This is a genomic window from Aphanizomenon flos-aquae FACHB-1287 (genome assembly GCF_014698755.1).
Classification (GTDB): domain Bacteria; phylum Cyanobacteriota; class Cyanobacteriia; order Cyanobacteriales; family Nostocaceae; genus Dolichospermum; species Dolichospermum flosaquae.
On the sequence record NZ_JACJTO010000014.1, the window covers coordinates 59,196 to 79,560 of the forward strand.

The window sequence follows — 20,365 nt, forward strand, 5'->3', positions numbered from 1 at the left end:
GGGATAACATCTGTTAAAGATGATGCAACGGAGGTGATCTTTCACGATTTAATTCCGGTTACAGAAATTGAGGAAATTCTCTTGTCAAATATTCCCCAATTACCTTTACAATTTAAATTCCTAGCAGTTACCGAAAATATAAAAGTCATTATGTTGTCTAAAAGAATCTTACCTTGTCTAGATGTCAAGGCGGGCAGAGTTGTCAAGGGAATTAACTTTGTTAATCTTAAGGATGCTGGTGATCCTGTAGAACTGGCCAAGGTTTATAATGAAGCCGGTGCAGATGAGTTAGTGTTTCTAGATATTACTGCTACTCATGAAGATAGGGCCACGATTATTGATGTCGTTTACCGGACTGCTGAACAGGTATTCATTCCCCTCACTGTCGGTGGTGGGATTCAAACCTTAGAAAATGTTAAAGATTTATTACGAGCTGGGGCTGATAAGGTTAGTATTAATTCTGCGGCCGTCAAAAATCCAGATTTAATCACCCAAGCAAGCGATCGCTTTGGTAATCAGTGTATTGTTGTAGCTATTGATGCTAGACGTAGACTTGATCCTGAGAATCCCGGTTGGGATGTATATGTTCGCGGTGGTAGGGAAAATACTGGCATTGATGCCCTCTGGTGGGCTGAACAAGTCACAAAACGCGGAGCTGGAGAATTATTAGTCACAAGTATGGACGCTGATGGAACTCAAGCTGGTTATGATTTGGACTTGACAAAAGCGATCGCTAATGCTGTGGAAATTCCCGTAATTGCTTCTGGTGGTGCGGGAAATTGTGAACACATTCACACTGCTTTAACTCAAGGTAAAGCCGAAGCCGCACTTTTAGCCTCTTTGTTACATTTTGGGCAACTCAGTGTAGCACAAATTAAAAATTATTTGCAAGAACGCAATGTTCCTGTCCGTCTCTCTCATTGATATCAAATACAGCGACCAACTCATCTATGGAATGTAGAACACAGTTTTCCAAAACAGTGTTACGATAAGGGTACTTCTATGAAGAAATATTAAGAAATATGTTGATTCCTATTTTAATCTTTGATGTGGCACTTGTAGCATGGTCGCTACACCTGATGGAAAAGGCCTATGAGCATAAAGAATTTTCTCTCGTGTTGGCTGGTATACTAGTAGCCTTAGCAGCAGCAGCCATGCTGGTAGTTTATTTTCTAATGGGAAACTGTATGACTTATTTGTTACAAGTTGCCTAGAGAATATTCAAGTAAGAGGTAAGAGTAAAGAAGTTTTCAGTAATTTTAAGTTTCTTTACACAGTTTTATTTTATTGTGTTGACCTACTTATGTTAAGGATTTAGCAACTGTGCGAGATGATTTACAGGGTTTGGATATTAGTCATGATCAACTTAAAAATGCGACTAACTTACCTGTTAATAATAAATTAATAATTATTACTAATATTATTCAGCAGTTTATTAGAAAATCGCTAAAAAAAGCTCAACAAACAGAAAAACCGACTGTAATTTTTGCGGGACTGACTATTTTCGTTTGTACCTACCTATTTTTAGTAAAAATACCATTTTGGATATCAATCATATTTGTTTTATGGGTATGTGGAACAACACAAACTCTATTATATTTACTATGGAAAGGAAAAAATAAGTTTCTCAACAGGAATATGACAAATTCTTTGCGGATTCTACTAAATGATGTAGAAAGATATAATTCCGTTATTAAAGCTATAGATATTAATGACCAAATCGAAGATGTTGGTAACTTAGGAGTAGGTATACAAGAAAGAGAAAAAGTATTAGAAGCACTCGAATTAACTAGAAATGATTTAATACGGGCTTTAAAAACAGAGAGAATTTTGCGAGAGAATAAACATTTTATTATCACCAATTCTAATTTATTTACCAATAATTTAGCCACTTTGGCATCAATGCAAGTGAGTGAAGAAGCCACCGAACATGGTAGAATATTAAATGAAGCGTTACAAATTTCCTTAGATGTGCAGGAAGAAATGAAAAGACTGCAAAGCAAAAATGAGCATTAATACATAATATGTGTTTAGATATAAAATATAGCTAGAGAAAATACTTTCACTTTTCTCTCTTCTTCTAACTCCTCCCTGAACGTAAATTCTGCTAAATCCTATTTTACAAATTTTGAAAATGAACTGGCAAGAAATTAGAGGCACCTGGGTACTTGTTCCGTCTAATCCTATCGGGATTATTCATTTTTTAGGTGGTGCATTCGTAGCTACATTACCACATTTAACCTATCGTTGGTTACTCGAACATCTAGCAGATAAAGGATATCTAATTATTGCTACACCTTTTGTGAATACATTAGATCATATAGCGATCGCTAAATCTGTACTTCTCAAATTTGAATATACTCTAGAAAGGTTACAAGACTCTGGAGAAATCCGCAAACTTTACCTGCCAATTTATGGAATAGGACATAGTATGGGTTGTAAACTCCATTTACTCATTGGTAGTATGTTTTCAGTTCAACGTGCCGGCAATATTTTAATATCTTTTAATAACTTTGCTGCTAATGAAGCTATACCTTTAGTAGAACAATTAAATTCTCAATTAGATATTGAATTTACACCTACACCTACACAAACTCACCGAATAATTCAAGAAAGCTATCAGATTCGGCGAAATTTATTAATAAAATTCAATAAAGATACCTTGGATCAATCAGCAACCTTAACCACAATTTTACAACAACTTTTTTCTGATATGGTGACAACACAAACTTTATCAGGAACTCATACCACACCCTTAGGACAAGATATTAAATGGCAACCAGGAAGTTCTTTCAGTCCTTTTGATGCTTTAGGACAATGGTTAAAACAAGAAGTCTATCGAGATTTAAACCAATTAAAACAAGTTATATTGTTTTGGCTAAATCCCCTTTCCTATTGATCCCATGTTTGAAATCTTAATCATTGATGATGACCAATCTATCCAAATATTCCTCAAAAGAATATTAGAAAAACAAGGTTATAAAGTTATTACTGCAAGTACGGGAGAGGAAGGAATTTTCAGAACCATGGATTCACCTCCAGCCCTAATTATATGTGATTGGATTATGCCCGGATTAAGTGGTATAGAAGTATGCGATATCATTAAAAAAGATCCCAAATTATCCACCACATTTTTTATCCTATTAACATCTTTAGATTCAGTTGCTAATCGAGTTAAAGGATTAGATGCTGGTGCGGATGATTTTATCACTAAACCCATTGAACAAAATGAACTACAAGCCAGGGTAAGAGCCGGTTTACGTCTACATCAATTAAGTCAGGATTTACATACCCAAAAGCTACTTTTAGAAACAGAATTAGCCGAAGCTACAGAATATGTAAAATCCCTTTTACCCCTACCCATAAATCAACCCTTGAGTATCAAGTTTACGTTTTTACCATCACGGCAATTAGGTGGCGATTGTTTTGATTATAATTGGCTTGATACTGATTCTTTAGCTATTTACCTACTAGACGCTGCTGGACATGGACTTAAAGCCACCCTACCGGCCATTTCTGTCTTAAATCTCTTACGTTCCCGCGCTCTCAAAGATTTAAATTACTATCAGCCCAGTGAGGTATTAGCAGCTTTAAACACTACCTTTCAAATGAATTATCAAAATGATAAATATTTTACGATTTGGTATGGAGTTTATAATCGAGTTAGCCGTCAATTAACATATTCTAGTGCTGGACATCCACCTGCAATTATTCTTTCTGGAAATTCTCCTATTAATACAGAGGTAAAAAGATTAAAAACTCCAGGAGTACCTGTGGGGATGTTTCCTGAAGCTAAATATGTTAATGCTTGTTGTCATATTGAAAAATCTAGTACCCTTTATATTTTTAGTGACGGTGCTTACGAAATTACTCAATCAAATGGTACTCTTTGGAGTTTAGAAGGTTTCATTCAGATTTTAATTAGCTTACAGTATTCTGTTGATAACCAACTTGATTATATACTGGATTATCTAATTAATTTAAACTCCAAAGATACATTTGAGGATGATTTATCTATTCTCCAAGTGAAATTTGATTAATTAACTGGCAGAAACTAAAAGATTATTAAATGCGTCTTTATTAGGAACAATCGTAAATATACTATCTATGCCAGTTAATTCAAATAATATCCTAACTTGCTCATTAATTGAACATATAACCATCTTGATACCAGATTCTTGTAAGGTTTTAAATGTTAAAACCAACGCACCTAGTCCAGAACTATCCATAAAGATGACACTTTGGCAATCAATTAATACAATTTTGATGCCACTGGTAATCACTTCTTTAATAGTTTCCTGAAAACCGTGAGAGGTAGTAGCATTAAAGTTTTGACTAAGTGCAATCACTTTCACTTGCGGATTGATCATATTCTCATCTTAATTTATTTAAGAATTTTTGATTTTATTAGTATATAGTAACATGAGATTATAAACAGGCATTTTGTACACAAAAATATTCACAAAGCTTTAATTAAAAATTCACGAAAGTTCCTGAAAAACAAAATAGGAAATTTACAGATTTTTTTTAGAAATTTATTAGCAAACAATCATTAGATTCAAAAGAATATAAACTTTATATAGGACTTACTCTGGCTCGGTATAGAAGTTGCTCATAATGCATATAACCAGGATAACGCACCTTCACAATTTCTCCTGGTTGTGCTGTTCCCTCTAGTAATTGATGAAATTGGGGATTATAGGGAATTTGATCACCTACGGAAGCGATCGTTTTCACATCCCAAGCTTGCAATAATGTCTCCAGGGGTTTATCCACCAAAGGTAATATTTTTACTGCTGCTAATTGATGATCTTCTCTAGCTCTAGATGCTGCTGTTGGCCATTGTAGTAACAAAGATTCCAATATTTGTAAACTCGACCGCTGAAACTCCTGTTTTAATACTTCTCGTTGTTGTCCCATTGACAACTTGATTCGCTCATATTCAACTTGTAAATCTGTAATTTGCTTTAATAAGTCTATATTTTTATAATCAGACTGAGTTTTGTTTAAAGAATATAAACCACCAATACCGAAAGTTTCTACCAACTCAGTCCAGGACACCTGTAAAACCTGGGAAAGTTTTACCAATACCTCCACCCGCATCTGGGCGATTTTTCCCCTCCGCAACTGCAAAATTTGCCACTGTGAAACCCCAGCAGCAAGGCTTAAAGCTTTAAAACTAGCAAAACCGGCTTTTTGCATGGAATTTCGCAAATTATCGGTAAAATCAATTTCCGGCATAAAATATGGGCTATAAAGCAAGAATTGGATAAATCATACTCATAATGACTTTGATTTGCAAGTATGCCGAAAAAAAGACGTAATGGTATTATAGAAGCGCGTAAGCAAAAATAAAGTAAAAATATATGATATTCCCCATTGGTAATTATCTAGATTTAGGTTAGTTATTGGTGGTTCTTTCTGCCCCCCTGCATTTTCTTCTCATTAGTAATTTGGGTTAATTAATTTAAAACTTCTCCGACAGCATAAGGGCAAACAGAATTAGTTTTCATGAAAATATTTATTTGGCGTTTTTCCTACAGATTAGTAACAACCCTGTGTCTATTGGGATTGACAGCTGCATCAGAACCCATGGGCAAAAATCAGGATGTAGTATTGCAAATTGGCATTGTCCAACGATTTGGGGCTAAACCCACGGATAAATTAGAATTAGCACCAACAAAAGGCGATCGCCTCACATTAAAATTTGCAGTGGGTATTCAGAAACAAACCTTAGTCACAGATAAACCCATCCAGTTAGCAACAGTTATGCAACCCTTAACCTCACCAGTGGTTCAGGAGGTATTAGTGCTGGGAGATTTTCGGACCTTTGAAACAGCGGAAGATCAGGCCAAACGCTGGAGTGATCAAGGTATAGAAGCAGAAATAGCCCAACCAGAACGGTGGCAAGTATGGGCAAAACGGGACGTTTACAACAGCCCCTTAATTCGTCGCTTACTATTACAAAGTATAAAAACATCCGGCGATAAAAATGCTTACTTGTCAACCAACATTCAGCAGAAAGTCCCAAAAATTACCTGGGTAGTTAACGGTAAAAATTATAGTCCAAATTATCTAGAAGTAACAGCGGGTAAGGACTTAGTTAAAGTCAATACAAATGAGCAGCCAGAGCAAAAACGTGTTTACGCAGGAAAAATCACCTTGCAGCCTAACGCCCACGGGCATTATACCTTAGTAAATACAGTACCACTAGAAACCTATGTGCGGGGAGTTTTACCCCATGAAATTGGTACAGACGCGCCCATGGCAGCCCTAGAAGCACAAGCCATCATTGCTCGCACCTATGCCTTACGCAATGTCCGCAGATTTACTGTAGATAATTATCAATTATGTGCTGATACACACTGTCAAGTTTATCAAGGACTCAGCGGAACTGCCAAAAATACAGATCAGGCCATCGCCTTAACTAGATCTCAGGTACTCACTTATAATCATGAAATAGTTGATGCTTTGTATTCTTCTACTACGGGTGGTGTCACCGCTAACTTTAGTGATATCTGGAATGGTGAAGACCGTCCCTATTTAAAACCAGTGCTAGATGCAGTTAATCAAAATATCTGGAACTTATCGACTCAAAGTCTAGCAGATGATCAGAACTTCCAACAATTTATAAATCTCAAAGCCGGATTTAATGAGAGTAAATGGGATATATTCCGTTGGCACAGAGAAACGGATATTGATAAAATTACCAAAGACTTGCAAAAATTCTTACAGTCTAAAAAAAGCCCCTATAGCAATTTCCAAAAACTCCAGGCCATGTCTGTGGTTCAGCGTAGTTCCAGCGGACGGATATTAAAGCTGGCCATTAAAACAGATATTGGTATTTTCACCTTAGAAAAAGATGAAGTTCGTAGTGCCTTTGCAGCACCTATTAGCACGCTTTTTTATATTCAACCTTTAAATAAAGGTCAAAAAAATCTTTGGGGATATGCTTTTATTGGAGGTGGCCTAGGACACGGAGTAGGCTTAAGTCAAACAGGAGCGCAAAATTTAGCCAAATTGGGTTGGTCTAGTGCCAAGATTTTAGAGTTTTATTATCCTGGCACTAAAATTAGAGAGCATCGGTAATTGGGAATTGGTAAAACTCCTAGCCAATCCCCAACCCTTTTTGTACTGAAGTCTTGTGACTAAAGCTTAGTAAAGATCTTCTTCTTTGTGAGTTTCGATGGTGACATCAGAAGTAGGATAAGCCACACAAGTCAATACATATCCACCTTCGATTTGATCATCATCTAAGAAGGACTGATCGGATTGGTCAATAGCACCAGTAACAAGTTTACCAGCGCAAGTTGAGCAAGCACCAGCCCGACAGGAGTAGGGTAAGTCAAGTCCAGCGTCTTCTGCTGCATCTAGAATATAGGTGTCGTCGGGACAGTCAATAGTAGTCGGGGTGCCTTCTGCGTCTATTAGAGTAACTTTGTAAACAGCCATTTAATTATCCTCTGTTGTGAAATCGGCAGTATAAGTAATCTTTAAGTAAATTTCACAGCTATTCTAAGATGATTAGCCGCGGCTTGAAATTTGCTTCAATTCTGATACTAAGGGAAAAGTTAAAACTTATAACAGAAAATTAATCCCGATTAGTAATGAAATTTAGTTACTAATCACCCATAAGTTTTTGTTATATGACATACTCACTGGGATAGATGTCAAAGAGGATTCTGGTGACATTTTTTATGCTGGTTTGATAATTACCATGGATTCCGGCTCTTCCTTCTCGCTCTTCGTCCATTAGGGGTTCAATTCTTCCCTGCTCTTTAGAAAATAAAGACGCAGATAACATCATTCGTGCCTCTGCGTCTGTTGCAAGGAAAAAGCCTTAAACCATCTCAGCAGTTTGCTGCGCTTGTGGCTGGAACATAAACAGAGAATAAACCACATCACGGCGAATATTCACCATCATATCCAAGAACAACTCATAACCTTCACTCTTATACTCAATGAGCGGGTCCTTTTGCCCATAACCACGCAAGCCAACGGACTCACGCAAAGCATCCATTTGTTGCAAATGTTCCCGCCATAAAGTGTCTATGCGTTGAAGAATAAAAAACCGTTCTGCTTGACGCATTAAACCTAATTGAATTTGGTCAATTTGCGCCTCCTTCAAATCATAGGCAATTCGGGCTTGTTCATGAAGAAAAGCTTTAATTTCCGTAACCACCATATCCTCCAACTGGCTAGGCTGCATATCAGCCAACAGGTAAACAAACTCCTTTACCTTATCCACCAACTTATCCAATTCCCATTCTTCCGAAGGTAAATCTGGATTGATGTAATAATCAACGATGTCGTCCATCGTTTTTTCTGCGTATTTAATCACCTGTTCCTTTAAATCTTGACCTTCCAAAACCCGGCGACGTTCCGCATAAATAGCCCGACGTTGATTATTCATCACCTCATCATACTCAAACACCTGTTTACGGATATCGTAGTAATAGGTTTCCACCTTTTTCTGCGCGCCCTCTAAGCTCCGGGTTAACATTCCCGACTCAATAGGCATATCTTCCTCCACTTGGAAAGCATTCATCAAGCCAGCAACGCGATCGCCCCCAAAGATTCGTAATAGGTTATCCTCTAAACTAAGGAAAAATCTGGTCGTCCCTGGGTCGCCTTGTCTTCCCGCCCGTCCGCGTAACTGATTATCAATTCGTCGTGATTCGTGACGTTCCGTACCAATAACGTGCAAACCGCCTCTACTTACAACTTGATCATGTTCGCGGCTGGTAAACTCTTCATACTCATGCTTAACCTGTTGGTAAGCCTCCCGCAACTTCTGAATTACCACATCATCTGTGGGGGCTTTTTCCGCCGCTACAGCCACTTTATCTTCTGCTTCCAACTCTGGTAAACTGCGCTCACCGTAAGCCTTAACAGCCACCTCTACAGCCGCTTTTAAAAGCTGTTCTGTTTCCTTTGTTAATTGAGTGGGAAAAATTTCTGGAGAAGCCCGCCAAGTTTTCACCTTTTTTCCAGGGACAAAACCTTGTCCACCACCGCTACCACCCGTAGGTAATCCCGAAACCCTTTGGATACTAAAACTATCATCATCATCTGGGCTAACAATCCGGGGCATAAAGTATTCCCGCAGCTTCAACCGGGCCATATACTCGGAGTTACCACCGAGAATAATATCCGTACCCCGCCCTGCCATATTGGTGGCAATAGTTACAGCCCCACTGCGTCCGGCTTGGGCGATAATTTCCGCTTCTCGTTCCACATTTTCTGGTCTAGCATTCAGTAACTCATGGGGAATTGCCATTTCTTTGAGGAGTCGGCTCAGAAGTTCAGATTTTTCGACGCTAGTTGTCCCCACTAACACAGGTCTACCATTTTCGTGCATTTCGGCACATTCTTTAGCGATCGCTCCCCACTTTCCTGGTTCAGTCTTAAACACCATATCCGACAAATCTTCCCGTCTTCTGGGCTGATTTGTGGGAATAATCGTCACTTCCCGTTTATAAATCTTCTCAAATTCTACCTCTTCCGTTTTTGCCGTTCCCGTCATTCCCCCCAACTTGGGATAGAGTAAAAACAGATTTTGATAGGTAATTGTCGCCAAAGTTTGGGTTTCTGGCTGAATTTCTACGTGTTCCTTCGCCTCAATAGCTTGGTGCAAACCATCACTCCAGCGTCGTCCCGGTAATACCCGACCTGTAAATTCATCCACAATCACAACTTCATCATTGCGGACAATATAATTCACATCCTTGAGGAACAACTCCTTGGCCTTAATCGCATTAAACATAAAATGCGCCCAAGGGTCTTCTGGATCAAACAAATCTGTCACACCCAACTGATTTTCTGATTCTGCAAAACCCTCATCAGTCAAAAGAACGTTACGATCCTTTTCATTCACTTCATAATGCTCATCTTTTTGGAGAGCAAAGGCAATTTCCGCCGCTTGTAAGTATTTTTCCGTCGGTCTTTCCACCTGACCAGAAATAATTAATGGAGTCCGGGCTTCATCAACTAAAATCGAGTCTACTTCGTCAATAACACAGAAATTAAACGGACGTTGCACCACCTCAGCCATAGAGGTAGCCATATTATCCCGTAGGTAATCAAAACCAATTTCGCTGTTGGTGACATAAGTAATATCACAGCCATAGTTTTTTTTACGTTCACTGGGGGTCATAGTGGACTGAATTAGCCCCACACTTAACCCCAAGAACCGGTGTACCTGACCCATCCATTCCGCGTCCCGACGGGCTAGATAATCATTAACAGTGATTACGTGGACACCCTGACCAGTCAAGGCATTGAGATAACCTGGTAAGGTCGCTACTAAGGTTTTTCCCTCACCAGTTTTCATTTCCGCAATTTGTCCATTGTGGAGAATTATACCGCCCTGTAATTGTACATCAAAGTGTCGCAATCCCAGAACACGCCGACCTGATTCCCTGACAACGGCAAAGGCTTCTGGTAAAATATCATCTAGAGTTTCGCCATTCGCTAACCGTTGTTTAAACTCGACGGTTTTAGCTTTTAACTGTTCATCAGACAGCGGTTTAATATCTTCCTCTAAAAGGTTAATTTCTGTAATGTCAGGTTGGTATTTTTTAAGTTTACGAGCGTTGGGATCGCCCAACAAAAGTTTTAGCATGGCAGTTTATAGGACTAAATCAAGGAAAATGGATATCTAAGACTTGGCTATATGATTATAGACATTTAATGTAACCCAGCCGTTTGGCTTATGGATGGGTGAAAAATGAGCATTTGCTCAAAAACCAAATTCAAAAAAATGATCACTTGTATACAATGAGTGGTTTTAATTATTATTTTAATATTGAACCTGTCCGATCGTACCATTTTGCCGTTAGAAATTATGTTTCCCGCAAAGGCACAAAGTTAAGAGTTTATAGGATTTGCACCGTGAGCACTGGTAGCTAATCCCAATATCCAGCCCATAGCCACACTTGAGCCAAAAATAGCCAACATAAGAATCAGTAGTTGGCGTTTTAATCGCCGATGGGATTTACTTTTTACAAAATTTGCCATAAAATTCTCAGTAGGACTGTTTATTTAGTTATTGAAAGTGAGCATCGCCTAAGTTTCTAGAATTCTTGAAGATTATGCTTGATTTAATTTTAATCCTGTTTCAAGTAGTTTTTCTGTCCGTATCACTAGGAATAATATTTTTCTTGATAGATAAGATACTTGAGGTTTCCAGGAAATTCAAAGTATCAAACTACCTACCTAAATGGGGAAAGATCACAAAAGCCAGGCAATCTAAACACGGACATAATCAGAGGTTCACACCAATTAGGTACAAATATAGCAATAATCGTCACCTCTCTAGGCAGTGGAATCAATTACTAAAAAAGGTTAATTCTGATACTGCAACGGCTGAAAGACTTATTAATCATCTAAAACAAAAACATCCTGGACGGAGTGACCAATGGTACATCGAAAAAGCCATATTTGATTTGCAACGAGATCAAGGGCGTTATTAACCAATTACTAATACACGGTCATGATCAAATATAAGTAATTTACGTAATTACCCAACGAGTATATACAAATATTCATGGACTTTAATTGAGCCAAAAATAGCCAACATAAGCATCAGTAGTGTTCTAGCCGGTGGTAGGATTTGTTTTTTGCTAAATTTGCCATAGAGTTCTCAATTTGACTATTTATTTGCAGTAGGTAAGGGGAAAGTTCCTAAAATTTCATCAACTCCAGCACCTCTGCTTTCACCATTTCTTACCCAATCATTATTATCATCTATGAAAACTACTCCATCTTGAAAATAACATTGGAGTTCTATGAATTTTTTATCTTCTGATATTAAAAAGTTGAAAGCTCCCCAGTTTGTAGCACATTTAAATTGAGCTTTTTTGACTTGATTACTGTATTTTTCTTGTAGATATTTAGCATAGGGTGGATCGGTGGGTAAGGGTGCTAAAAATGTATCTTCGTTTCCTGGGGTTGGTAATCCACCTAAAGAAAATCCCCGACGACTACCATCTTTAAATTTTTTAGCATCCCAACAAGTAAGAGAAACTTTTGTGTTTTTATCAAAAACTTCTAAACCGATAATTTTATTAGCTCGACATTGCTTTTTATATCCTTCGATATATTCTGGATAGAGTTTAGTTAATTGTTTAAACAATGTTTCACATTTTTGTTTCCTCCCACATTGTCCCTTAATAATTGGACTTTTTATGGGTTTTGCTAATACAATTTTTGAGTTAAAAACTTCTAACCCAACTAAGAGACTAACTAATGTTGTCATCATGGGGAATAAAAGAATCAGGCTTTTTGATTTTATCATATTTGTAACCACTTGTGTTATTGATTTTTTGTTATGTTTCCTTGTTACCAATTACCAGATTTTGCGAACATAGAAGCTGTTTAAACGTGCATAATAATTTACCATTAAGTTTAGAATCTTTATAGTAATCATGCACAAAAACTCACAGACTTTCTAAATAGGTCAACAAATCTGACATTTCTTGCAAACTAGGCTGGAATTTGGGCATAGGGGGAGTTTCTCCGCTAGTTACTTGATGAATTAGTCCATAGCGGGATTTATATTTGGAGATTTCACGTAAACTCGGTCCAACTAGGCCATTTGCTTCTAACCCATGACAACCAGCACAGTTAATTTGGAAAATAGCTTTTCCTTGAACTAGGTTACCCTGAAGGGATAGAACACTTTTAACATAAGGATCAGAGGCTTTGATGATTTCAATCCCAAACAGGATTAATGGGAGAGCTATCAGTATCGCTACGACAAAGATAACGATCTGTTGAATCAGGGTTTCAGGTTTTGTCAGATGGTTATCCAAAAGAGTTGCTTCTACAGTCTTCAAGTTTTCATTTCCTACACATAGCTTAAAATTTATTGATTGTGTTTGCAAGTACATTAGATGATTTTTATATAGTATTTAGATTTAAAACTATTATAAGATGCGGGATCAATGTCAAATTTGGTAAAATCAAAAACAGGACACGAATCTTTCTATAATTGTAACAAGGAGATTTACAGTGGTTGAACCCCTATTATCCGGTATTGTGCTTGGCTTAGTTTTTGTAACTTTAAGCGGACTATTTTACGCAGCTTATAGACAATATAAGCGTCCTACTGAATTGGGCGGCTGATATTAATTAAGGAAGCAGGGAAGGAATCGAGTTTTCCTGATTTCCGATTCCCTGCTCTTGATAAAATGTTAAAGCTGTGTTACCATAAGCTTTATGACGGCAAATTTCCCAGTTAGGAATATTTGGTGGTGTCCAGTCTTGAAGACGATGTTCCACCGCTATTTCCCCCAGGGAATCTAAAAGCTGATACTGAGCGATCGCTTTTAATACTGGTTCATATAATCCACTAGCATAAGGTGGATCAAAGTATATTCTGTCAAATTTTTGACCTGATAATCTTTTTAATTGTTGAGTAATATTTCCCCGCAATAGCTGAAATTTCTGTTCTGATTTGGCTACCTGTTGCCAATTTTCTTGGATAATAACACAGGCAAGACTTGATTGTTCAATACCAATCACAACGCTGGCTTCTCTACATAAAGCCTCTGCACCCATAGAACCACTACCGGCACATAAATCTAACCAGCGACAACCACGGATTGTTCCCTGCCAAATATTAAACAATGCTTCCCTGACCCGCGCACTGGTAGGTCTGGTATGTTCACCTGGCAAGGTTTTAAGCAGACGATTCCCGTAAATTCTCAAACTCATTACTTATTGATCATTAAAACTGAAAACTTGAAAAAATAAACACCTGAAAACATTGAAAATATTGCAAACTTTTGTTAAGCAAAGACTTTTTCCCGGACTTGAGCCACAAAATTAGATAGGATTTGCAAACCCACATTTGATGATTTTTCAGGATGGAATTGCACAGCCATGAGATTTTCATGAGCGATAGCGGCCGTAAAAGTTTGATCACCATGGGTAACAGTTGCTGCCTGGACGCGGGGATTTGTGGGTTCAACATAGTAAGAATGAACAAAATAAACCCAAGGATCGATAGGCAAATGTTCCCATAAAAGATTTTTTGGTTGGTTGAGTTGGAGTTGATTCCAACCCATATGGGGAATTGTCAGTCCGGGTTGAGAACGAAATCGACGAACTTTTCCGGGAACAATTCCTAGTCCTGGTAATGTTCCTTCGGTGCTGGATTCAAACAAGATTTGTAATCCTAAACAAATACCTAAGAACGGTTTACTAGAAGCGATTGCCTCTTTAATCGGTTTTTCCAAACCACGCGATCGCAAATGTTGCACCGCTGGATCAAATGCTCCCACTCCTGGTAAAACTATAGCATCTGCTTTCGCCAACTCTTGAGAACAATAAGTAACTTGAGGAGTTGCACCAGCTTTTTCTAATCCTTTGCAGACAGAGTGCAAATTTCCCATATCATAATCAACAACTGCAATCACTGGCATTTAGCTGCTCCTTATAAATTTCTGAGGGAGGGCATTTAATTATTCTAATTCTAATTATCATTCATAATTAAAAAAAATACTATTTCTTTTGACATTTGGTTAGGTGAACAAAAATCAAATTTATCCGCCGGCTTGTTCCTCGCACTAGGGAAAATGGTTTTACCCACCCATGATTTGATTTTTTTGTCTCGTTTACCTGTAGATGTGTAATTGGCCAGTGATGCCGTCATTGCCAAAATTAATGAACTCCGACCTGACTATATTATCTATTGTGCTATGGCGGCAATTCGTTCACAATTAAGCGTAGAAGTCATTGCCAGTAGTACAAACATCTTGCCTCAAGAGTCTATAAATTCTCCTGAACAGATTTTACAAACCACCGTTGATCTTGAAAAATTATTAGTGGCAACAGCAGCGGTGAAGATTAGCTACGATTGTGGTAAGTTTGTTTGTGAGGGAGTTTATTATTCAGTTTTGGAATATTTACACCGATCTCAACTGCCAATTAAGTGTATTTTTGTTCATGTACCAATTTTAAATCAAGAAAACTTGATAGACAAAATTGCTGATTTTGTTTTGATCATTAACAATTCGGCATTTCTCTAGAAATATTAACTTCTGTTTAAACAAATCTATTCATTATTATGTTGCCATTATTGTTTGCTTTTACCCTTGCTCAATCTGTTCCAGCTAAACCACTAGAAGAGATATTGCAAATACAATCAGTACGTGCTTTGCCGGGAAGACTAGATGTAGTGCCAGTATTTAACAGTAACAGTCCAGAACTAGTATTAAAAGAGGGAATTTTACTTTCTACATTTCCAGCAGCGGGAAAAAAAGTCACATCAGCCCATTTAAATTTTCGTCTGCGCGGACAATTCGATATTTTTGCCCATCATATTGCTAAAGCTGACCCACCAGAAAATTTACGTTCTCTTTACTTGGGCATAATCTTACATAATCCTGGTACTCAACCGTTAACAATTAATATATTGCAGGGTGCGAGTTATTTAAGTCAACCAGATGCACCATTTAAGGAATTAGCATCTTTAATTCCCAATGACTTAGGAACAGTTTTTGCAGGTCCTGGTAGTCGCGTCATGTCTGATATTTTGAGAGGACAAAGACAAGATATTTTCCCCCCACAAATTATTATTCCCCCAGGGGAAAGCCAGATGTTATTAAATTTACCAATTCCCGTACAAGGACTCAGACCGCCTATCAATGGTCGGTCTACATATCTGCGACTGCGGAGTAATGGTAATGTTTATGCTGCCAGTTTGGCGATGTTTGCCCGGATAAATACTGATGGTAGCGAACGTGCACCCAATCTAGCTGAATGGCAAAATTTATTAGATAATGGTGAATTATCTACTCCTAGAGATAAGGTTCCCACCCCCATTACAGGAAATAATAAACCTGCAATTTATGGACGTGTAGCGGGAGTATCTAGGGGTTCTCGATGGTTAGCAAATATAGTAGATAAACCTCAAGGCAGGTATTTAACTATTCCTCAACGTGGTGCAGCGTTCTCCTACGGTTTAAGTACCTTACATGGGGGCACTTGGGGAACAAATCAGATTCAAACCGCACCCATGTTAGTCCGCTATCCTGATACTGCCTATTACGCTCATGGTAATTATGGTATTCAATATACTCTTGATCTACCTCTATACAATAATACTAAAAGTGAACAAACTGTAAGTATTGCTATCCAAACTCCTATTAAAGAAAATCAGTTAAGCAAACCTGGATTGCGCTTTCTCAACTCTCCGCCGCGTCAGATCTTTTTTAGAGGAACGGTGCGCTTACGTTATCAGAAACAGGGAGAATGGCAAAATAAATTTTTCCATTTAGTTCAAAAACGTGGTGAAGTAGGAGAATCTTTGGTATCATTGGATATAAAACCAGATAAAGTTTCTTTAGTCCAAGTAGATTTTCTTTATCCACCAGATGCTTCACCACCACAGGTTTTAACGGTATCAACTCAGGCTAAGTAGTTCAACATAACCGAGTCAGACCCCCAACTTCTTCAAAAAATCCGGGTTTGGGGATCTTTTTGATATCTTGATTATTCACATTAAAAAAGTTAAAAAATAAGTAAAAAAAGCTATCAGGGTATAAATTAACATAGAAAATTTACAAAAAAAAGGGAACAGACAAGAAACACTCTTATACACCAGTTTTAAGCTCAGTGAAAAAAAGTTGAATCATGAAACTCTTGTGTGCGGGTATAAACAGCCAAAATCCTGAACCTTCTGGCATTGAAATTGATTCTCTTGGGTTTCTAGACATTTTTAAGACTATTCTTGCTCCAAACAGGGCAAGTAGTAAATAAGCTGTCGGGCTGCTATTGTATCATGACCAGGAATTAAATCCGCGTAATCTGAAACCCCTGTAGAGAAGTTATATGTAACATCTCTACCATTTTTTTGGAGATATTTAAGAGGGTGTTGGAAAAGTTATGATTGATGTATCAAATATTTTCGACCCCTCCCTAAACCTCCCTTATGCTTTGGGGAGGGAACTGGATTTTCTTGTTTCTCCCCTTCATAAAGACTAAGAGGGGTAAAAATGTGATAAAAATTACGGGATACCACTTTTAAAACATTCTTTACCCATTACCGATTATAAACTGCTCAAGATTTCATCATCTACAGAAAAATCGACTTCTAATTTATCTTGTCCACTGATTAAATAGTCATTGTCCCAAGAATCTTTTAAACCAGAAATTAAATCATATTGAGGTTGCCAATTTAATTCTATTTGTGCTTTATTTATTGATGCAAAGAAATGCTGCACTCGCATAGGGAAAGATTTGCGTTTACCAAAATCAAACTTTTTAGGGTCATAATGGACTATTTTGAGATCATCGGCAGATTGACCAGCGGCCACAGCACAAGCACGAGCTAAACCGTCAAAAGTGACATAGCGATCGCCTGAGATATTATAAATTTGTCCAATTGCTTTTTCATTGCCAATTACTTGTATCATTGCTTGGGCTAAATCTAATACATGACCTAGCTGAGTCAAGTGCATACCATTACCAGGGATAGGAATGGGACGATGACGGATAATTCTTTCAAAAAACCAACTTTCCAAAGGGTTATAATTTTGGGGACCATAGATATAAGTAGGACGAATAGAAGTAAAGGGAATACCTAATTGTTTGAGGTAAGATTCCGTTTCATGTTTACCCTTATGACGACTTTTAGGATCTACTGTATCCCCTTCCAAATGAGGCATTTGGTCAGATTTCAGATACACCCCAGCGGAACTCATATAAACAAAGTGTTTTATCCGGCCTTGAAAAATTTCTGCCAGGGGTTGCGTATCCGCAAGCTCTCTGCCATTATTATCAAAAACAACATCAAAGTTTTCCTGTGCTAATTTTTCTTGAAGTTGATTTGAGTCAGTGCGGTCGCCTATAATTTGTCCTACTCCTGAAGGTGTGGGATGATTACCACGATTAAACAAAACTACCTCATGTCCAGCTTTTATCAGTAGTTGAGTTAAGTACACACCAATAAAGCGAGTTCCACCAATAACCAAAATCCGCATAACGTTCTAATTCCTCAATAACCGGAGTGGCAAATCAGCCTTATTTCTGAGGTTATCAGGTTGTAGTATCACTGGAGGAACATCTTTTGGTAGGATTGTATCTTGTATTAAATCTAGGAATGTTACTATTTCTCGATCAAAGAAACTGAGGAGAATTGAAAACCACCTCATTAAATTAGCTTAATTACCTTCCACCCATTCAACTTAACTGTGTCCTTAGAATATGCCTTAGTTCATGAGTGGTTAACCCCTCAAGCCACAGGTGGTTCAGAACTCGTAGTCCGGGAAATATTAAATCACATTAATGCTGATTTGTATGCCCTGATAGATTTTGAATCCAGTAATCCCGAAAGTTACTTGTACAAACGTCAAATTGGCACAACGTTTTTACAAAAACTTCCCCAAGCGCGTCAAGGAGTACAAAAATATTTACCCTTATTACCCTTGGCCATTGAGCAATTGGATTTGCGAGCCTATGAAGTAATTTTATCTTCATCTCATGCCGTAGCCAAAGGGGTCTTAACCACGCCGAATCAATTGCATATCTGTTATTGCCATAGTCCGATGCGATATGCTTGGGATTTAACCTTTGACTATCTCAGGCAAAGTAAACTAGGCCGAGGAGGAATTGGCTGGATTACACGCTATATCCTGCATAATTTGCGCCAATGGGACGTAATTAGTGCTAATAGAGTAGATTACTTCATTGCCAACTCCCAACATACAGCTAGACGAATTTGGCGGTGCTATCGTCGAGAAGCAACTGTTATCTATCCACCAGTTAATCTGGATGAATGTCCGTTTTCTTCCGAAAAAGAGGATTTTTACCTGATAGTTTCCCGATTGGTCAGTTATAAACAAGTTAGTTTAATTACTGAGGCTTTTAATCACCTAAAAAAACCATTGATCATTATTGGTACAGGACCAGAAATGAACAAATTGCGGGAAATAGCTCAACCACATATTAGCATCTTAGGATGGCAACCTGATCATATCGTCAAAAATTATATGTCCCGTGCCAAAGCCTTTGTTTATGCAGCTTGTGAAGACTTTGGTATTGCCCTAGTTGAAGCTCAAGCCTGTGGAACTCCCGTAATTGCCTACGGTTCTGGTGGTGCATTGGAAACAGTTAGAGATATTCAGACACATCCTGACACAGGAACTGGTATATTATTTAAAATGCAAACAGTAGGAGCTTTAATAGATGCCGTAGAAAAATTTGCCGATAATCAACATTTATACAATTATCAATATATACAAACACACGCTAATCAATTTTCTCGTCAGGTTTTTGCAGAACGGTATCTAAGTTTTGTCAATGAATGTCGTGAAAAAAGAGTTTACCACCAGTAAACATCAGCCTTTTTGTATTTATTTTCTAGAAAGGGGGCAAATTTTTCCTCAAAATTACTGCCTTTTAGCTTTAAGATTGGGACTATGTGTGGTGTGGATTATAAAGGAGTATGATGACTGCCCAGAGTTCACTCCTCTCCGGCAAGCGAAACCCGCGAAAGGATAACAGTACATCTATGGCTGTTTTATCAAAACGTGGTCAAAAAGTTAAACAGCCAAAGGTAAAATCCAAAAGTTTATCTTTTCAGGGTTTATACGGAGAGTTTTTTAAACGACTGTTTGATATAGTTTTTTCATTGTCGGTCTTGATTTTGTTTTCTCCCATTTACATAATATTGGCCTTATTGATAGTTATCAGCTCTAAAGGTCCTGTTTTTTATGTTCAAGAACGGGTAGGCAGAAACTACCGGAGCTTTAATTGCATTAAGTTCCGCACTATGGTCAACAATGCTGACACAATTCTCGCGGAAATGATGGCCGCGTCACCTAATCTGCGAGAGGAATTTGAAACCAATTTCAAGCTGAAAACAGACCCTAGAATCACTAAAGTTGGTCACTTTTTGCGAATTACTAGTTTGGATGAGTTTCCCCAATTTTGGAATGTTCTTAAGGGAGACATGAGTGTAGTTGGTCCACGACCTTTAGTAGCGGAAGAATTAATCAAATATGGTGATTATATCAATCATGTTTTGACTATTCGTCCCGGAATTACTGGTTTGTGGCAAGTATCTGGACGTAATGATATTCCTTATCCCCGGCGGGTGCAAATAGACCTAAACTATGTCAATTTTAGGAATTTTTGGCTCGATTTGTGGATTATTCTCAAAACAGTTAATGTGGTCATTCTGCCCAAAAACAAAGGAGCTTACTAACTAAGTACGCAAATTCCCTATTGTGGGGCAATCTAATGCCCCAAAAACCTAATTTAATCACAAAGGTATGAATATTTTTATACTTTACTTATACACAAGACTAAATAAATTTTGAACACCAATAATAATTATTATATGCAAGATCAAGAA

At 37.8% G+C, this 20,365-nt stretch carries 23 protein-coding genes; 12 read left to right on the forward strand and 11 right to left on the reverse strand.

Annotation, left to right across the window (positions count from 1 at the left end; genetic code table 11):
* Nucleotides 1–150 precede the first annotated feature (150 nt).
* From hisF to H6G44_RS08960, 5 genes are all read left to right on the forward strand, one after another.
* The gene (hisF, locus tag H6G44_RS08940; RefSeq protein ID WP_190385258.1) at nt 151–924 is read left to right on the forward strand and encodes an imidazole glycerol phosphate synthase subunit HisF; all 774 of its coding nucleotides are present in this window, start codon (nt 151–153) and stop codon (nt 922–924) included.
* Nucleotides 925–1,022: 98 nt separating this feature from the next.
* A complete protein-coding gene (locus H6G44_RS08945; RefSeq protein ID WP_190385204.1) occupies nt 1,023–1,214 on the forward strand; it encodes a hypothetical protein in 192 nt (63 codons plus the stop codon).
* A gap of 109 nt (nt 1,215–1,323) precedes the next feature.
* Nucleotides 1,324–2,016, forward strand: a complete 693-nt coding sequence (locus tag H6G44_RS08950; protein ID WP_190385203.1) for a hypothetical protein — start codon at nt 1,324–1,326, stop codon at nt 2,014–2,016.
* A gap of 118 nt (nt 2,017–2,134) precedes the next feature.
* A complete protein-coding gene (locus H6G44_RS08955; RefSeq protein WP_190385202.1) occupies nt 2,135–2,899 on the forward strand; it encodes a DUF1350 family protein in 765 nt (254 codons plus the stop codon).
* 4 nt (nt 2,900–2,903) lie between these two features.
* Entirely contained in the window at nt 2,904–4,040 is a 1,137-nt protein-coding gene (locus H6G44_RS08960) for a PP2C family protein-serine/threonine phosphatase (RefSeq protein ID WP_190385201.1), read from the forward strand.
* Here the strand turns inward: H6G44_RS08960 and H6G44_RS08965 are convergent, their stop codons facing one another.
* Together H6G44_RS08965 and grpE are read right to left on the reverse strand one after the other, a co-directional pair.
* Nucleotides 4,041–4,367, reverse strand: a complete 327-nt coding sequence (locus H6G44_RS08965) for an STAS domain-containing protein (RefSeq protein WP_190385257.1) — start codon at nt 4,365–4,367, stop codon at nt 4,041–4,043.
* 208 nt (nt 4,368–4,575) lie between these two features.
* Nucleotides 4,576–5,241, reverse strand: coding sequence for a nucleotide exchange factor GrpE (grpE, locus tag H6G44_RS08970; RefSeq protein WP_190385200.1), 666 nt, complete (start codon nt 5,239–5,241; stop codon nt 4,576–4,578).
* 270 nt (nt 5,242–5,511) lie between these two features.
* On the opposite strand from grpE, the gene H6G44_RS08975 reads away from it, so the two are divergent.
* Entirely contained in the window at nt 5,512–7,089 is a 1,578-nt protein-coding gene (locus H6G44_RS08975; RefSeq protein ID WP_190385199.1) for a SpoIID/LytB domain-containing protein, read from the forward strand.
* A 66-nt stretch (nt 7,090–7,155) separates the two neighbouring features.
* Here H6G44_RS08975 and H6G44_RS08980 read toward each other — a convergent pair whose 3' ends face one another.
* The 4 genes from H6G44_RS08980 to H6G44_RS08995 form a co-directional block, all read right to left on the reverse strand.
* The gene (locus H6G44_RS08980; protein ID WP_190385198.1) at nt 7,156–7,452 is read right to left on the reverse strand and encodes a ferredoxin; all 297 of its coding nucleotides are present in this window, start codon (nt 7,450–7,452) and stop codon (nt 7,156–7,158) included.
* Between the two features lie 190 nt (nt 7,453–7,642).
* Entirely contained in the window at nt 7,643–7,807 is a 165-nt protein-coding gene (locus H6G44_RS08985) for a hypothetical protein (RefSeq protein WP_190385197.1), read from the reverse strand.
* A 33-nt stretch (nt 7,808–7,840) separates the two neighbouring features.
* Nucleotides 7,841–10,624, reverse strand: coding sequence for a preprotein translocase subunit SecA (gene secA, locus H6G44_RS08990; RefSeq protein WP_190385196.1), 2,784 nt, complete (start codon nt 10,622–10,624; stop codon nt 7,841–7,843).
* A gap of 245 nt (nt 10,625–10,869) precedes the next feature.
* Complete coding sequence (locus H6G44_RS08995; protein ID WP_190385195.1) at nt 10,870–11,019, reverse strand: hypothetical protein; 150 nt, start codon at nt 11,017–11,019, stop codon at nt 10,870–10,872.
* A gap of 74 nt (nt 11,020–11,093) precedes the next feature.
* On the opposite strand from H6G44_RS08995, the gene H6G44_RS09000 reads away from it, so the two are divergent.
* Nucleotides 11,094–11,474, forward strand: coding sequence for a hypothetical protein (locus H6G44_RS09000; RefSeq protein WP_190385194.1), 381 nt, complete (start codon nt 11,094–11,096; stop codon nt 11,472–11,474).
* Between the two features lie 179 nt (nt 11,475–11,653).
* Here the strand turns inward: H6G44_RS09000 and H6G44_RS09005 are convergent, their stop codons facing one another.
* Entirely contained in the window at nt 11,654–12,298 is a 645-nt protein-coding gene (locus H6G44_RS09005) for a hypothetical protein (RefSeq protein WP_190385193.1), read from the reverse strand.
* Nucleotides 12,299–12,440: 142 nt separating this feature from the next.
* Nucleotides 12,441–12,815 (reverse strand): c-type cytochrome, encoded by a 375-nt coding sequence (locus tag H6G44_RS09010; protein WP_190385256.1) that lies wholly within the window; start codon nt 12,813–12,815, stop codon nt 12,441–12,443.
* Nucleotides 12,816–13,014: 199 nt separating this feature from the next.
* Here H6G44_RS09010 and petG point away from each other — a divergent pair, with 199 nt between their 5' ends.
* Nucleotides 13,015–13,128 carry a cytochrome b6-f complex subunit V gene (gene petG / locus H6G44_RS20250; RefSeq protein WP_015078754.1) on the forward strand — a complete coding sequence of 38 codons (114 nt, stop codon included), beginning with the start codon at nt 13,015–13,017 and terminating at the stop codon, nt 13,126–13,128.
* Between the two features lie 6 nt (nt 13,129–13,134).
* Here the strand turns inward: petG and rsmD are convergent, their stop codons facing one another.
* Complete coding sequence (rsmD, locus tag H6G44_RS09020) at nt 13,135–13,719, reverse strand: 16S rRNA (guanine(966)-N(2))-methyltransferase RsmD (RefSeq protein WP_190385192.1); 585 nt, start codon at nt 13,717–13,719, stop codon at nt 13,135–13,137.
* 74 nt (nt 13,720–13,793) lie between these two features.
* Nucleotides 13,794–14,429 carry an imidazole glycerol phosphate synthase subunit HisH gene (gene hisH, locus H6G44_RS09025; protein WP_190385191.1) on the reverse strand — a complete coding sequence of 212 codons (636 nt, stop codon included), beginning with the start codon at nt 14,427–14,429 and terminating at the stop codon, nt 13,794–13,796.
* 210 nt (nt 14,430–14,639) lie between these two features.
* Here hisH and H6G44_RS09030 point away from each other — a divergent pair, with 210 nt between their 5' ends.
* Both H6G44_RS09030 and H6G44_RS09035 read left to right on the forward strand, forming a co-directional pair.
* Nucleotides 14,640–15,035 carry a pyroglutamyl-peptidase I family protein gene (locus tag H6G44_RS09030; RefSeq protein ID WP_313885301.1) on the forward strand — a complete coding sequence of 132 codons (396 nt, stop codon included), beginning with the start codon at nt 14,640–14,642 and terminating at the stop codon, nt 15,033–15,035.
* 38 nt (nt 15,036–15,073) lie between these two features.
* Nucleotides 15,074–16,429, forward strand: coding sequence for a DUF3370 domain-containing protein (locus H6G44_RS09035; protein ID WP_190385190.1), 1,356 nt, complete (start codon nt 15,074–15,076; stop codon nt 16,427–16,429).
* 628 nt (nt 16,430–17,057) lie between these two features.
* On the opposite strand, the gene H6G44_RS09040 is transcribed toward H6G44_RS09035, so the two are convergent.
* A complete protein-coding gene (locus tag H6G44_RS09040) occupies nt 17,058–17,990 on the reverse strand; it encodes an NAD-dependent epimerase/dehydratase family protein (RefSeq protein WP_190385189.1) in 933 nt (310 codons plus the stop codon).
* 210 nt (nt 17,991–18,200) lie between these two features.
* On the opposite strand from H6G44_RS09040, the gene H6G44_RS09045 reads away from it, so the two are divergent.
* Together H6G44_RS09045 and H6G44_RS09050 are read left to right on the forward strand one after the other, a co-directional pair.
* Nucleotides 18,201–19,343, forward strand: a complete 1,143-nt coding sequence (locus H6G44_RS09045) for a glycosyltransferase (RefSeq protein ID WP_190385188.1) — start codon at nt 18,201–18,203, stop codon at nt 19,341–19,343.
* Between the two features lie 113 nt (nt 19,344–19,456).
* Entirely contained in the window at nt 19,457–20,215 is a 759-nt protein-coding gene (locus H6G44_RS09050; protein WP_190385255.1) for a sugar transferase, read from the forward strand.
* The last annotated feature ends 150 nt before the right edge of the window (nt 20,216–20,365 follow it).

Bases quoted from the DNA above. Each gene is read 5' to 3' on its own strand.
- hisF (WP_190385258.1), top strand. From the start codon at position 151: ATGTTGTCTAAAAGAATCTTACCTTGTCTAGATGTCAAGGCGGGCAGA.
- H6G44_RS08945 (WP_190385204.1), top strand. From the start codon at position 1,023: ATGTTGATTCCTATTTTAATCTTTGATGTGGCACTTGTAGCATGGTCG.
- H6G44_RS08955 (WP_190385202.1), top strand. From the start codon at position 2,135: ATGAACTGGCAAGAAATTAGAGGCACCTGGGTACTTGTTCCGTCTAAT.
- H6G44_RS08960 (WP_190385201.1), top strand. From the start codon at position 2,904: ATGTTTGAAATCTTAATCATTGATGATGACCAATCTATCCAAATATTC.
- grpE (WP_190385200.1), bottom strand. From the start codon at position 5,241: ATGCCGGAAATTGATTTTACCGATAATTTGCGAAATTCCATGCAAAAA.
- H6G44_RS08975 (WP_190385199.1), top strand. From the start codon at position 5,512: ATGAAAATATTTATTTGGCGTTTTTCCTACAGATTAGTAACAACCCTG.
- H6G44_RS08980 (WP_190385198.1), bottom strand. From the start codon at position 7,452: ATGGCTGTTTACAAAGTTACTCTAATAGACGCAGAAGGCACCCCGACT.
- H6G44_RS08985 (WP_190385197.1), bottom strand. From the start codon at position 7,807: ATGATGTTATCTGCGTCTTTATTTTCTAAAGAGCAGGGAAGAATTGAA.
- secA (WP_190385196.1), bottom strand. From the start codon at position 10,624: ATGCTAAAACTTTTGTTGGGCGATCCCAACGCTCGTAAACTTAAAAAA.
- H6G44_RS08995 (WP_190385195.1), bottom strand. From the start codon at position 11,019: ATGGCAAATTTTGTAAAAAGTAAATCCCATCGGCGATTAAAACGCCAA.
- H6G44_RS09000 (WP_190385194.1), top strand. From the start codon at position 11,094: ATGCTTGATTTAATTTTAATCCTGTTTCAAGTAGTTTTTCTGTCCGTA.
- H6G44_RS09005 (WP_190385193.1), bottom strand. From the start codon at position 12,298: ATGATAAAATCAAAAAGCCTGATTCTTTTATTCCCCATGATGACAACA.
- rsmD (WP_190385192.1), bottom strand. From the start codon at position 13,719: ATGAGTTTGAGAATTTACGGGAATCGTCTGCTTAAAACCTTGCCAGGT.
- hisH (WP_190385191.1), bottom strand. From the start codon at position 14,429: ATGCCAGTGATTGCAGTTGTTGATTATGATATGGGAAATTTGCACTCT.
- H6G44_RS09035 (WP_190385190.1), top strand. From the start codon at position 15,074: ATGTTGCCATTATTGTTTGCTTTTACCCTTGCTCAATCTGTTCCAGCT.
- H6G44_RS09040 (WP_190385189.1), bottom strand. From the start codon at position 17,990: ATGCGGATTTTGGTTATTGGTGGAACTCGCTTTATTGGTGTGTACTTA.
- H6G44_RS09050 (WP_190385255.1), top strand. From the start codon at position 19,457: ATGACTGCCCAGAGTTCACTCCTCTCCGGCAAGCGAAACCCGCGAAAG.